Below are 15510 nucleotides of genomic sequence, written 5' to 3' on the forward strand. Positions count from 1 at the left end.
TAAGGATATAGGGCGAATTATGGCTTAACTTCAACTAACATATGGCGCGTCTGAATCTTAATTCCGGACATGAAGTCGGAAGAAGGAGTGGAATTGGCGCTTATCATCGCTCCGCCTGCCACAGCACCTGTTGATTCTTCAGCCAAAATACGGAGGACTACCAGTTCCTTAATCATTTTGTCGAATATGTACGTAAAGAGACCGTGTCCACTAACAAACTGGTCTCTTTTTTTCGAAAATAAGAAAAACGATTAACTTGCATATCGTATTGTTTATTGAAATTGACTATACTTTATTGCCGCTATATTTTGATGATAGTGAAAGGAATACCTTGATTTCATTGCGTTCTCGAATGGAGGTATAAATTGCTTGATGGGGGATATGGCACTGTGATAATATGACCTTATTATCTAAACGTTTAAATTATAATGATAGGAGTGAGAGCTTGAAACGGCTTCGTAATGATACTTTTGAAATATGCCTGTCTTCGCACGGGACTGTGGAATCCATCCTATTGACAGACGACCCGGAAAAGATGAACTGGGTAATCGATGCGCAATATGTAAAGGACGCTGGATATGGGAATCAGGATAAACGTTTTGGACATTGGAGCGCTAAAATCGATAATGAAATGATTGAAAGCACTAGCTTGCAGACGCATATGGAAGTTAAGGATGATCAATCGGCTATTGTTACTTTTTTACACGATAAATTTAAAGTCCGGTATGAGTACCTCCTTAATCATAACGGTGAATGGACATGGAAGATTCGTTGTTCAAACCCAACCAATGATCCTATAGTCGTAAAGGGATTTCATAGCTGGTTTTCTCTTGCGTATATTATGTTCCGTGATCATGATGTGTTGAGGAATATGAACCACTCTTGCGCGGTATTCCCGCATTTGGGAGGGGATTTTACCAAATTCGCAGCTATGCGCAGAAGCCACAAGGCTCCTCATCTTGCCATCTACAGCACGGGCGAACGGGTTAGCGCTTTCGGGACGTATTGCAGTTATGTGAACCGTTTTTTGGAACAGGTCTCTCCGTCATTGGATGGAATGCTGTACCACCGATTGTCGTTTGTTGAGGATGGAAGCGCTATGGGGCAGTCTGCAGACAGCGATTGGATTTATGGCGGAGATTATTCGTCTGTTACGCTTGGGCCTAGCGACGAAAAAACTTGGTCCTTTGTTTTTGCACCATTTCAACATCAAGAGGATTTTTATAAAAAGGCGAAAAGGTACGGGCATCCGCATTGGACATATTCGCCCGTGACGACGACGGAAGGAAAGTTTTTTGCTGAAGTGATACTGCCGGATAATGATTCTTTACTTGGGGTTAAGCTTATAAGCGTAAGAGAAGAAGGTGGCACCATTGAGGAGATCGACATTTCAAATGCGTTTCATGTGATTTCTGATGAAAAATCTAAACGTTTACGTGCGGTGCTGCCACTACGGACAGCTGGAGAGATTAAGATAGTAGCTAAACTCGATAGCGGAAAATACGATGTTTTAGTAGGAAATGTTCTTGAACCCGTTCATAAGATACTTGAGGAGAGGGCAGCGTGGTTATGTAACCATAGTTTTAATACGTTCCAAGAAACTCGCCCTTATGCCTGTTTGCCTTTATCGAATCAAGGAGAATCGCTTGGCAAATTATCTTTTATTCTGATGAAAAATCTGCTATCTGCTCCAATTCCGGAACAAGTCAGCAAAGTTGAAAGGTCTGCGTTCCATGATCTAAAGCACCATTGGTTTGAAGATGGTGATTTTATGAGCCCGATACCGCTGTATGGATCTTTTTACCGTATATATGATTTTGATTACATTGGACATGTATTTTATTTATTATCCCAATTTGATGAATCGTTTTTGCAATATGGAAAACCAGAAGCCTATTTATGCTGGGCTGCGGAAATCATGTGTATGCGGCTGGATCCGGATTGCCACCAAAACAAACGGGAAAAAGAAGAAGCCGGGCTTGTAGGCGTATTTATTTTATATATTGGCGACTTGTTAGCGGATTTGAAAAAGAGTGCGTTCATTTATTGGTATGAGAAGCTAGACAAACTATGGCTGGCATTCGTAGAAGGTCTAAAGCAAGGTTCGCAAGGGTACCAAGGTGCCATCACGGAGCATTTCTATGATAATGCAGGATTTGGCCTTACATGTGAAGCGTTGTGCCTAGCCGAATTAACGGATGAAGCGGAATTGTATGCCCCGCTGATTATTGCGAATATCGGATACAGCAATGATTATAGAGCGAATGCTCCGGACCGCTGGTGGGAGGCATTGTCATTTATGACGCACTCCTTATGGGGAGGATTAGTAGCAGGTGCTGCTCGGGCTGCTTATGAAACAATTGGAGATACGCGCTTGTTGGAAGCAGGTTACCGTGCAACAATGGCTGTTTTTAATTGTTACGATTGGAATGTTTACTCGACAACTCGCAAACTAAAGCCGGGTGAGGCTGCTTCTACGTACAGCATTGCGGCTCCGAATTTAAATATGCCCGAGATCTCCAGGAATCGTTTTGGGCAATCCATATTTAAAAAGTCGAGCGATCCCTTGTTCAGCAGCCTGTTTTCTACGATTGAAGGCGACGATTGGGATATGGGAGAAGAACTCGTTGCATATATGCTTGGTTTCGGTTCGACGACGTATATTTATACGGATGAAGAAGGCGGGCTTAGCTGTGTAAATGGGTTTATTGAGCCTAGAGAAAAGGGATGGGAGATTACAAGTTATGCCGCATATCCAACTAGATATGTAATGAGGGAGAAAGGACTTACGTTCATATCAAAAGAAGGGGAGATCGTAAGGAGCGTATTATTCATGGATGGTACGTTTGAACGTACTGAAGTTAAAAAATAACAAGAGCCATCCTGGGCGAAAAAACGAAAGCCGGCAATACAGTGCCGGCTTTCGTTTTTAAAAATAAAACACCAGCTTAATTCAGAAATCCGAAATTTTTCTTTTTTCGGAAGTTTGCCGGAGAACTGCCTTGTTTATTAGTGAAAACGGAGGAGAAATAGGCAGGGGTGCTAAACCCTAATTCATCGGATATTCGGGCAATTGACCAATCGGTTTGGAAGAGAAGCTTTTTGGCTTGTTCGATCCGATATTGAAGCAAGTAATCAATTGGCGTGACTCCATAGACTAATAACATGCATTTGGCCAAGTAGTTGGGATGATAATTAAATTCGGACTTAAGCACGGAATTCGTGATCTTTGAGGTGTAATTTAGACGAATGAATAATTCAATTTTTTCAGCGAGATGTATGGCGGTTGAATTTATTGAATGCGCTGAATCATGATTTATATTTTGCATGAAGGTCTGGAAGGCCGTTTGTTTTCTCCAATTGCGAAGCGAACGCGGGTCCTTATCCAAGGAATAAAATGGAGTAAGATCGTTTATGGATTGGCTAGACAGCTTAAATTTCTTTGGTATAAAGATCGAATTCACTTCGCAATGGTTGAGATACGCTTGCTGTTTATGTTTTTCGAATAAAGCAATTTGATTGTCGTAGCAATCGCTGATGCTTTTCATTTCATCCCAGGCTCCGAATGTTTGGAAATGAATCCATGTAATATCCGTCTCTTCCTCGCAAGGGGCCGTTCCGTAGTGATAGGCATCGGGTCTTAATATAATGGCTTCATCTTTGCTTATCATCCACTCCTTATCATTTTCTCCTATGAACAATTTGCCCTTGGTGACGATAATAATATCGAATACGCTGATGGAATAACGGCTGACATGCCGTTCGCCCGGCAAAAAAGCATGTTTCCCATTGTCGATAAAATATGGAATAGGTGGTGTTACAAAATGCATAATGGTATCAGTTATAACGATCCCCTCACTTTACACAGTAATAGTGGTACGATCAATTTGGTAGTAATGGACTTCGTTAGCGTAACATTCATGATTTTACAATGGTGAAATAACATAAGACAGCATAAACATTTAAACGTTTCACAAAATGAGAATCTAGTATGTAAAATTGTCCGATCGTGAAGAAAATCAATGACTTTTATATCAAAATAACACAATACTCAGTACATTTCAAACAGAAAATAGAGGTTGAAATATCATAAATAGAAGTTGAAATAATCGTTTTTCAATGTTAACAATGGATGATACAATGAAGTAAGCGTTTTCTTTCGGATGGAAGAGAATGCTGTTTATCCCCATGCAGTGAATCTAGTTGGTTAAACGATTAATCAATTACTAGGAATGCCTTCATAGGGAGGTACCAAATCGAATATTGTTTTCGAAGTGATTGACGGCTGGTTGAAATAACAAAAAAACAGGTTGAAATATCTTATTGCCTTTCATCATTACTTATGGCACAATCTGGTTGTAATTGATTCTAAACGTTTAACTTATCGCCTGAATGCTCTCTCGTGATCGAGTTAAATGGTTAGACATACAAAAGAAAGCAAACTTTGAAGGGAGAGCGGGGGCAATGAAAACAGGCAAGAAACTTGGGGTAGGTCTTATCGCAGCTGCATTGGCAATGAGTGCAATTGGATGCGCGAACAATGGAGGCAACACAGCGTCACCGGCATCGAATGCTACGAATAAACCGGCGGATTCTAAGACAGAGAAGGTCAAAATCTTGTACTCCATGTGGGGAAGCGCGGCAGAAGGAAGTACAACTCAGGCGGTAGCGGACAAGTTTAATGCTTCGCAGGATCGAATTGAGGTGGAAGTGCAAGCGATTCCATGGGAAAACTACATGACCAAATTGAATACGCTTGCAACGGCAGGTCAATTGCCGGATACAGGGATGCTGCAGGAAGGCGGCGTCATCCAATGGTCGTCCGAAGGCATGCTGAATGATGTAAGCGCAATGTATGAGGGAAGCGACAGCAAGCCGCTGGACAGCTTGGCCTACAAGCATCAGGGAAATACCGTTGCTTATGCAGCAGCCAATGAAATTCTCCTGCTCTATTACAACAAGGATATGTTCGATAAAGCGAATGTACCCTACCCTCCAGCTGCACTTGATCAAGCATGGACATGGGATGAATTCGTAGAGACGGCGAAGAAGCTGACGATTGACAAAAACGGCAAGCATTCTGGCGAGGAAGGTTTTGATTCGCAGAGTATCGTTCAGTACGGCACTTCAGTAGAGAATCTTTCATGGCAGCTCGAAACCTGGGCGCTCAGCAATGGCGGAGGTTTCTATTCCGAAGATGGTACGGAGGTTAGAATCGGAGAAGATGCCAGCATCGAGGCGATTCAAAAAGTTGCCGATCTGTACTTAAAGGATCATGTTGCCCCGTTGTCCGTCGGACAGACCGATGATGGTATTCAGCGTACGATTATTGCTGGTACTGTCGCTATGGCGACGAATGGTCAATGGAACATAGGAACAAGCTTGAATACGGCCAAAGAGGAAGGGCTTAAATATGGTGTGGCCGTATTGCCTTACTTAAAGGATAAGGTAACCCTCAATACTGGCGGCGCGAATGTTGTATTCTCCCAGACCAAACATCCGGAAGAAGCGATGGAATGGCTGAAATGGTACAACTCCGAAGAAAACAACTGGGCGCTTATTTCATCGGGCATTTGGATGCCGACACTAGACAAGTGGTACAAGGATGAAACGTTCACTCGCAAATGGGTGGAAAATCCTAACTTCCCACCGTACGAGGAATACAAGTCTGCAGTCGTTGACTATGCGCAATCCGACGCTGCAAGGCCGGCTGCGTGGTTCTATACGAACTATACAACAGACTTTAACACCTTGCTCGGGTCGGTTCTAGGCGATGTCTGGACGGGTAAGGCTACAGCAAAGGAAGCGATCACCAAAAATCTCGATGCATTGAAAGCAGCCCATGCAGGCAGTAAATAAAAGATAGAAGGGATGACCGCTAGCGTTGCAACGGTGGCGGTCATTCTTTATTCATAAGGAGTGGGGCAAGATATGGAGACCGTTAATAAACTGCCGAAGCGCCGTTCCCGTTTTTACTCAAGCGAGGCGCGCGTTGCTTATATATGTTTGATTCCCGCTTTTGTGGGATTAATCTTTCTGACGTATTTACCTCTTCTTGGTGTGCTCGGAATCAGTCTCACGAATTGGACGGGGTTGAAAGCCCCAGAGTTCATCGGATTCGATAATTATGTCAAGCTATTTACTACTGATCCTTATATTAAGGACTCAATCATTACGACCATCTATTTTGCGGTACTATCGGTAATCGGAAGCATGATCTACTCCTTATTTATTGCGATGATGCTGAACCGTAAAATTCCAGCCAGAAGCTTTTTTAGAGCGGTCTTTTATATCCCTTATGTTTTGCCGGCTGTAGCGATCTACGTAGGTTGGTCTTGGCTTTACGAGGGCAATTTCGGTTTTTTCAACTATCTGCTCTCCGAGGTTGGGTTGAATAAAATCCATTTTATCGCTGATTCCAGTTATGTCGTTCCCTCTCTCTCGCTGATCTCGGTTTGGCTTGCGGGCAACTTGATCGTCATCTTTTTGGCCGGGCTTCAGAATGTACCGAATGTATACCATGAAGCTGCCGAAATGGATGGCGCAAACGGTTGGCAACGATTCCGGCATATCACCTTGCCATGCATGACGCCGATTATTTTCTACAACTTGTTGATGAGCTTGATCGCTAACCTTCAAGTCGTAACGCCGGCGCTTGCCTTAACCAATGGCGGCCCGGGGAATTCTACACGGTTCTTGACTTATCTAATGTACGATCAAGCATTCGTGAATTACAAGATCGGCTATGCTTGCGCCACCACCTTGATTATATTCGCTATTCTTGCTGCCTTTACAGTTGTTTTGTTCAAGACGTCCAACCGGTGGATCTACAATGAAGGAGGCGATGACAAATGAGCGAAGTAGCATATGGCAGACTTAGAAGCAAAAAACGCAGAACCCGAACGATGAACATCATCACGATAGTCGCCGTCGTTTTTTTTGCCATTTTAGCGCTGTTCCCGATTTGGTGGATTTTCCGCACGTCGCTAATGACGAATGCCGAGATCTACAGATATCCGCCAGCCCTAACCCCGGACAATTGGTTGTTTTCCAATTATGAGAGAACGTTGGAGATATTCAAATTTTGGAAGTACTTGTGGAACACGATGGTCATAATTGTTCCCTCCTGCTTGGCTGGGACATTCACGGCAACTTTGTGTGGATACGCTTTTGCTAGGCTGCGGTTTCGCGGCAAGAACCTGATCTGGTCACTTTGCATCGGCTCCATGCTGCTGCCTGCCATGGTTACGCTTATTCCGCTGTATATCGGCTGGACGCGAGGCCTTGGAATCAGTGACAGCTATTGGCCGTTAATTTTGCCTTATTTTTGCGGCGGCGGCGCATTTAATATCTTTTTAATCCGCCAGTTCATTATGTCGATACCAAGAGAACTCGATCAAGCAGCGACGATCGACGGTGCCGGATACTTTCACATCTTATTCAGTATCATCATGCCAGCCATCCGACCCGCTATGATCGTAGTCGCGTTGTTTATCTTCATCGGGCTATGGAATGATCTGCTCCAGCAGATGATTTATATTAATTCAAGTGATAAATATACGATCGCATTAGGGCTAACCAACTTTAGAGGCCAGCTAAAAAGCGACTGGTCGATGACGATGGCTGCAACATGCTTGTCCTTTGCTCCAGGTGTCATTTTCTATCTTATTGGTCAAAAGTATTTTGTAGAGGGCATCACGCTTACCGGATTAAAAAATTAGTTCGATCTTGGATAACTAAGCCATCAGGAGGTTGTTATGAAAACGATTACAAAAAGGCTTGTGTCGATGACGATCGCATTTATGTTGATATTTCAGATATTGCAGCTTAATTCAAGCGCGTTAACCAAGCTAGCTGCAGCTGCGGATGATATTTCAAATACGAGCCTTTCTGCGAAAATTGGAGATCTAGGACAGATTGAAGAGCTGTATATCAAAAACAACCCTGTAAACCGAAACGGGGATCCTATCAATTTTGTTTTGCCCAATAATACGTCACCGCAGAACAACGTCCAGCATCAATGGATGGGCGAGATGCTTTTTTCTTACCGCACCGGAGATAACGAACAATTTCCTGTTAACAGGGACGGCTTTGTAGAAGTGGACACAAACAAAACGCTAGCAGCTGGCGGATCAACAACCTATTCCAATATTAATCCTGATAACCAATATTTCGAGAGAACGATTTCTACGGAGGGCAAGAAAGTAGAGGTCAACTTTATCGGCCAGGATCTGAGCTCCACAACGAACCGGGCGATGAAGGGTTTTGACGTGAAGTCTGTGTTCGACATGGAGACGGAAGACGGCTCCATGCTTTGGGAAATAACCTTGAAAAACAAAAGTGGCAAATACATGGAGTTCGGTGATATCGGCTTGCCGATGCCTTGGAATAATAAATACCGATCGGTATCGGATACGTATGACAATCGTTTAACCGTGCATAACTTTGCCGGGGCAGACAGCGGTTATTCCTATGCCATCCGGACCAGCGGAGAAGGGAATTTCATGCTTTTTACCCCAGTGACGGAAAGCGGAGCGCGCATTGAATATGTGGATTACTGGATGCAGGAAGAGGGCGAATTGCGTGCTGGACAGACCTTTACCAACTGGACAGGCGACAGCGGCGGTTGGTTTCCTGGGTTGAACGTACTCTATATCCACTCCAAGGATATACAGAAAACCGGCCGCGGATATTTTACTGATGCCTCAAGTCTTGTTTTGGGACCAAATGAGGAAAAGACCTATCAGTTTAAATTTTCCGCAGTACGCGGAGGTGACAATGCGCCTCAGGATAGTGCCCAAAGCCCTAATAACGCTTCCACTTCCGTGGAAGAGCGTGAGAAAAACCTTCGCTCCATTTTGTACCAATCTGGCATGGTAGACGCCGTAGCGGTGCCCGGCTTCCAGACTGCCATTAATATGCCGACCAAGCTGGCTCTGCACTATGATGACAGCAAAATTAAAGTAACATCAATTGATATTCAATCCGTTCACGAGAATGATCCTTATGATGAAGCGCATATTCCGAATATCAAGCCTGGCAAGCAAAGAGGTGAGATGGTCAACAACTCTCGCACAGGCCGTGGACTAGCTGACGGGAACCCGGGATATACCGAGGCCTACCAATTTTTGGAGACCAAGGTTGTGAATGGCGAACAGCACCACATCTATTCACTTCAATTTGACGATCTGGGCAACAACAGCGTCCGAGTGGAGTATGAGCTGAAGGTTGGCGATGAATGGGTCAATAAATTCACGCAATATGAATTCAATGTAATGGCCGAGCTTGACGAAACGATGAGCACCCACACTGAATTTATGGTCGAGAAGACGCAGGACAAGGACCCGCAAAGTCCTACCTATGGCAACTACTTTGACTGGTATCTGAAAGATGGTCTCGACCGAAACATAAGCCATTGGGGAGATGACTGGGGTCATGATAATATCAACTCCATAACCATGAAGAACTATTTGGATCCAAGTCCTGAAGAGATTCAATCGATAGAAAACTACCTCATTGATTTTATGTGGGAACGCTTTATGAAGCATACGCAGGACAGCTTTATTGTTGCGAATTGGCTTAGAGATTCTGGCTCGTACACGGATAAAGATAAGCCTTATACGCGAGAGTTCTCCGAAATCATGGCAGCCACCGGCTTTTTCAACATGTATCGGATCCAAAAGGCGTATCCCCATCTGATCGAGTACCGCGAGTCGCCGCAGTATTATTTGGAGAAGGCTTATGGCATTTACAATAACCGAATTTCCAGCGGTGCAATCGGGTACTATGGCGAACAGCAAATTCCCGATATGATCGAAGCATTGAAAGAAGAAGGAATGCAAACAGAGTTTGACACTCTTAAGAAAAAGTTCGCCCTGGACAAAGGACGCAGCATGACATTCGCCGCTTATCCATACGGCTCGGAATTTGAATATGACAATACCGGCGAAGAAGGAGCCTATGCAGCTGCCAAGGCGCTGCTCACCTACTACCCTCAGGACGCGCAGGCAGTAGCGGCTAAGAAAAGTATGGAAATGGCCGACTGGAAGACTCGTGCCATGCGCGGCATCCAGCCAACCTGGTACCATTATTCCGTACCCGTATTTCGCGGCGGCGAGGGCTGGTGGAACTTCCAATATACGACGTCGCTGGCGGGATATATTATGGATGACTGGATTCGTTATCAGGATGACGGCAGATCCGCTGCTCAGACCGCGATTGCGCAGCAGCGCAACTATGCGGCAAAGATCTCGAACTTTAACGCGATTAACATGGGACAGATTTCTGCACAATCTGTAGGCAGCACCTCTTGGAGATATTCCATGTACAAAGGCGGAACCGGTACCAAAGACGTGTACGATGGCGGAACCCGCGTTATGAATAACGGCTGGAACGATTTTTCGGGCGAAGCCGACGAGGGTATTTACGGCTCTCTGCTGAGTATCAGCTCAGATATTGTTACCGATCCGGTATTTGGACTTTTCGGATATGGTGCATTGGTTGCTGACAAAGGCAGCAGCTACGAGATCACCCCGAAGGACGGTTTCGGCAAGCGCATTAACTTAATCGACGAAAAAATATATCTAGTCTCTCAAAACGAAAAAATCGAAAGCGCCGAAATTCAAAAAGACGGCAGGCTATTCCAATTGACGCTCGCGAATCTGGATAAAAAAGCACACGCTTCGAGAATTGCTATAGACGGAGCAGGTTTGGAAAATGGCTTTTATGCCATTAAGCTGAATAATGAAGCTGCTGGGCAGTTCTTTGTACGAAACAATAAAGGACTTGCTAGGTTCCAAATGACCAGTGACGAGGCAGCGCAGTTGACCATCGAAAAGCTAAACACAGGAGAGAATGAAGCTCCGCAGGTTACGGCAGAGACGGCAACGCAAAACCCGCAGGCGCTGATTCCGTTTATGCTGAACGGTATTGTGAGCGACGACGGCGCACCGGACGGAACGCTGACTTACGGGTGGGAAGTGATTAGCACACCGCAAGGGGGCAAGCTGAGCTTTGTCTATCCGAAGGCAAGCATTACTCAGGCTGTCGGTACAAAGGAAGGCTCCTATACCATTAGGCTCAATGCGAATGACGGGCAACTGAGCGGTGCTGACGAACTAACCTTCCAATTGGCTGCTCCGCCGGAAAAACAGCCTCCGCAGATTAGCGAAGTAACTGCCGCTCAAGACGGTACGAATGAAAGCATCGTAATTTTATCCGGTACGGCAATTCCGGATCCGATCCACAGCGCGGAATTTGAGCCCGACATGACGTACGCATGGACCGTCAAGGAGAAGCCGAGTGGCGCAGGCGATATCGCGATTGTCGCTGGAGACAAAGCAACCGCATATGCGCGCGTAAGCAAGGCGGGTACCTATGTATTCACGATGACTGCTGCCGATGGAGGCAAGGCGGCAAGCAAGGATGTAACGATTGTGATTGAAGCAGATACCGAAGACGCCTACCGGGCAATCAATACCGTAACACGCAAGGGAACGGCGCCGTCTCTTCCGCCCGTCATGAAGATTTTGTTCGATGATGGGTATAGAGAGAGTGCGATTGTATGGAATGATATCGATCCAAGCCACTATGAGACAATCGGCAGCTTCGAGGCAAGCGGTAAAGTGACAGACAGCGATCTAGAGGTTCGCGGCACTGTATATGTCGTAAGCGTACCGCTTCAAAACGCTGCCTTGGCAGCAAAAGCTTCTGCCAGTTACTCTGGCGGTGACGGGTATCCCGAGGCGATGAACAACGGCGTTGAGCCGAGAAATTCAAGAGATTTCTCTCCTTCTCGCACGGCTCCGAACAGCGCGTGGCATAACTGGGGAAGAGAAGGAGACCCGGCATGGGTTACGTATGAATGGGTTCAGCCACTCCTTGCCTCTTCGATGGATGTATACGTCTTCCAAGACGGCGGAGGGAACTTCCGTCCCAAGGATATGCAGCTCAAGCTTCGCGACGAGACTGGAATATGGTATACGCCAAGAGCCGTTAACGGACTTGGAAATGAACTGGACAAATACAACACAACCACTTTCGAGCCGGCCTATATTACAGGCGTCCGTATCGACATGAGGCCTACCGCAAACGGAAGCGGTATTCTGGAATGGAAGGTAAACGGTTATACGGGGACGGTAGACAAGTCGGAACTGATCAGTATCAATAACTATGTCAATGCTTTGAACGCTTCGAACTTTATCGATCAAGGTCTTTCGCCAGTTGATGAGGCAAAGGCGAATGCGGCAGCCGTCATTCAAAAAATGGATGCGACGGAAGAGGAGGTTGCCCAGGCGCTCGATAAGCTGCTGACAGATCTGCAGCTGCTCCGTCCGCGCGATAACAATATGGCGTACTTGGCTCGCGTATCCGCTAGCTACACCTCTCCTTGGGAGAATGCGGCAGCCGTTAATGACGGCAGAAAAGCAGAGGCGAACATTCCGCATTGGGGAACATGGGGGAATGCGGGAGCTGCAGAATGGGTGCAATATGAATGGCCGCAAGGCGTCGCAATCAATAGCTCGAACTTGGTGCTATGGTCAGATGCAGGCGGCATACTAGCACCTACAAAGTACGAGTATTCTTACATTCCTATGGATAGCAGCACGAATGAATGGTTGACTGCGAAAACCATTACCGAAGGCATCACCTTGGTGAATAATACGCCTGTGGGCTCCTCCAATCTGGTTGATTTCGATTCGGCGCTGAAAGTGAAAGCACTGCGCGTTACGATGACAAAGCAATCAGCGGGAAGCGGAGTTGGCGTCGGCTTATGGGAATGGGAAGTGCTTAAGTCGGATGCCATTCAGGAGCAGGAAGCACCGACAACACCGACTGCGGTTGCCCCGACATCTATCAACAGCAACGACGGTAAAATTATAGGCGTAACATCGGCAATGGAGTACCGGAAGGAAGGAGCGGAAGAGTATGCTGCAATTACTGGCGTTGAAATTGCAGGCCTGAGCACCGGCAAGTATTTTGTTCGGTATATGAAAACCGCTACTCTGAACGCGAGCCCGGATAAGGAAGTCGTCATTCCGGAAGGGCAGAAGCAGGATCAGCCAGCGCCGGAACCAAGCGAATGGACGATTACACATGCTAATTCCAATACCCAAACAAACGGGAAAATCGAAGGCGTCCGCGATTCGATGGAATATCGGAAGCTGGGCGAAGAGAGCTACATGCGTGTCAATGGCACGAGTGTTGAGGAGCTGGAGCCTGGCAGCTATCAAATCCGATACGCAGCGACAGACGAGTTGCATGCAAGCCTGCCGGTAACCGTGGAAATTCGTAATGAAGCGAAGTCAGACCAGAATGCGCCAAACGCGGATGAGCTGGTCGTTACACCGGCTTCAATAGCGGGCGGAAGCGATGGGAAGATCGAGAACGTGACTGCCGGTATGGAATATCGGAAGGCAGATGTCGGCGCGTATATTGCGATTAACGGAAGCAGCATAGATAACCTTGAAGCTGGCCGTTATGAAATTAGGTACGCGGAGACAGATACCGCGAATCCGAGTCCCGCGATTATCATAATCGTTCCTGACGGGACTAAGCAGGAACAGAATCCACCGTCCGATACAGTGGTCAAAGGTGTCGATGTCAGCGTAATTGGCGCTAGGGATGGGAAAATCACAGGCGTGGATTCTGCGATGGAATATCAGAAGCAAGGAACTGATTCGAGCGACTGGACTGCCATCTCAGGCGTAGAGATCACGGGACTTGATGCCGGAACCTATTATGTCAGATATAAGGGAACTGCGGCTCACAATGAGAGTAATGCTCTTGCGGTCATTATAAGCTATCCTTACACACCTTCACCGTCGTCTTCGCCAACGCAGCCTATAGCAACAAATAAGGTTGAAGGAAACACGATCAAGGTTGTCGCGCCAAAGGTGGATAAAGAGACTGGCATAGCCAGATCGGAATCCATTAGTCAGGATGACATCCGTAGAGCACTGGAAAACGCGAAAGCAGACAGCAACGGAGTAAAGACGGTTCGGGTGGAAATTCCGAAAACAGAGGGAGCGAGCGCATATGCCGTCGGGCTTCCTAAAACCGCATTAACCTCGGATAAAGCGGATGTACAGGTTGAGATTGAGACACAATTCGGAACAATCGTTGTGCCTGCAAACGGGTTGAATCTTGCGGAAACGGATGCGAAGAGTGTAGAGCTGACAATTGGGCATGCTGACATTTCCTTGTTTGATTCTGAAACGCAAGGAGAGATAGGCAGCAGACTCGCCATTAAATGGGGAGTCGGAATAGGCGGAGCGGCAGGAGAAGCAAATCGCCTGCAAGCGCCGGTAGAAATTCGAATACCATACACAGCTACTGCCGATGAACTGGAAGATTTAGATTACCTTGTTGTTTGGCATATTGATGCAAATGGAAAATCTGTGCAAATACAAAATGTTAAATACGATGCTGCTGATAGAGCCATGGTATTCACGACGAGTAGGGCAGGCCAATATGCAGTTGCTTACAGCAAGAAAAGCTTTGGCGACGTCACAAAGGATTCATGGTACACGAAAGCAGTCGAGATGATGGCGTCCAAACGATTTATAGACGGCATGTCGGCTACTGAGTTTAATCCTAGCAACAAAGTGACAAGAGCGGAGTATTTGGCGTGGCTTGTAAGAACGATGGAGCTTACAGCGGTATTCGACTCGAACTTCAGTGATGTCGAGGCATCAAGCAAGTACTATGACGAAATCGGAATCGCCAAAGCGCTCGGCATAACCGTAGGCTACAAAGGCAAGTTTAATGCCGAAGCCGAATTGACAAGGCAGGATATGGCTATGCTGACAATAAGCGCATTGCAGGCAGCAAACAAAACATTGCTGGACGGTACTATTGAAGAGCTCGGCAAGTTTGCGGATGCAAAAGAACTATCAGACTACGCGGCAGCTGATGTGGCTGCAATGGTTAAGATGGGCTTCGTTAACGGACGTGGCAATCATGTCCTCAGCCCTAAAGGTCCAACGACCAGAGCAGAGGCTGCGCAGATCTTGTTTAACATTTATTCGCATGAATGGTCCTCATCGCAATAAGCTCCTAACATGAAAAGGGTGCGGGAAAACATGGCGTTTTTCATGAGCCCTGCAAAACGAATACAACAAAAAACCCAATGCCGCGCAGGCATTGGGTTTTTTGCATTCTGAAAGACAAGTAAAGGGAACTGAAGAAGATTGCTGCACTCAATTAAACAAAAGACGCTAGCTTTATGGTTTGTCCTGCAGGTGAGCACAGTATTCGCAAAGTGATTCAAGGCAGTACAAAAAGCGAAGCCAGACGTTCGCTCGTATACTACTTTGACGTAGAGAAATGTAAGGCATGTCCGCTGCGCGAAAGATGCTGCAAACCGGAATCCAAGTGCAAGACATACTTCAACCTGATAATCACTGGACAGTTCAAAGAGCAAATCGAGTTTGAACTCAGCTTCATCATATTATTGGAGAGTTGAATAATATTGAGGTAGAAATTAGAGTTTCGTTGATTGAGAAAGCG

Annotated in this window: 7 protein-coding genes; 6 read left to right on the top strand and 1 reads right to left on the bottom strand. The window is 46.1% G+C overall.

What is annotated here, in order from left to right:
- Window positions 1-1270 precede the first annotated feature (1270 nt).
- Window positions 1271-2872 carry a hypothetical protein gene (locus FHS16_RS02545; RefSeq protein ID WP_246431546.1) on the top strand — a complete coding sequence of 534 codons (1602 nt, stop codon included), beginning with the start codon at window positions 1271-1273 and terminating at the stop codon, window positions 2870-2872.
- A gap of 76 nt (window positions 2873-2948) precedes the next feature.
- Here FHS16_RS02545 and FHS16_RS02550 read toward each other — a convergent pair whose 3' ends face one another.
- Window positions 2949-3773: an AraC family transcriptional regulator gene (locus FHS16_RS02550; protein WP_246431547.1), complete on the bottom strand. Its 825-nt coding sequence runs from the start codon at window positions 3771-3773 to the stop codon at window positions 2949-2951.
- 691 nt (window positions 3774-4464) lie between these two features.
- Between FHS16_RS02550 and FHS16_RS02555 the strand changes: the two genes are divergently transcribed.
- The 5 genes from FHS16_RS02555 (at window position 4465) to FHS16_RS32570 (ending at window position 15466) form a co-directional block, all read left to right on the top strand.
- Complete coding sequence (locus FHS16_RS02555) at window positions 4465-5859, top strand: ABC transporter substrate-binding protein (RefSeq protein ID WP_183558363.1); 1395 nt, start codon at window positions 4465-4467, stop codon at window positions 5857-5859.
- 72 nt (window positions 5860-5931) lie between these two features.
- Window positions 5932-6855 (top strand): carbohydrate ABC transporter permease, encoded by a 924-nt coding sequence (locus FHS16_RS02560; RefSeq protein ID WP_183558366.1) that lies wholly within the window; start codon window positions 5932-5934, stop codon window positions 6853-6855.
- Window positions 6852-7721, top strand: a complete 870-nt coding sequence (locus FHS16_RS02565; RefSeq protein ID WP_183558369.1) for a carbohydrate ABC transporter permease — start codon at window positions 6852-6854, stop codon at window positions 7719-7721. The genes FHS16_RS02560 and FHS16_RS02565 overlap by 4 nt, the downstream gene beginning before the upstream one ends.
- 36 nt (window positions 7722-7757) lie before the next feature.
- A complete protein-coding gene (locus FHS16_RS02570; protein ID WP_183558372.1) occupies window positions 7758-15053 on the top strand; it encodes a DUF5695 domain-containing protein in 7296 nt (2431 codons plus the stop codon).
- Between the two features lie 173 nt (window positions 15054-15226).
- Window positions 15227-15466, top strand: coding sequence for a transposase (locus FHS16_RS32570; protein WP_183558375.1), 240 nt, complete (start codon window positions 15227-15229; stop codon window positions 15464-15466).
- The last annotated feature ends 44 nt before the right edge of the window (window positions 15467-15510 follow it).

This window comes from Paenibacillus endophyticus, assembly GCF_014192395.1.
GTDB lineage: Bacteria > Bacillota > Bacilli > Paenibacillales > Paenibacillaceae > Pristimantibacillus > Pristimantibacillus endophyticus.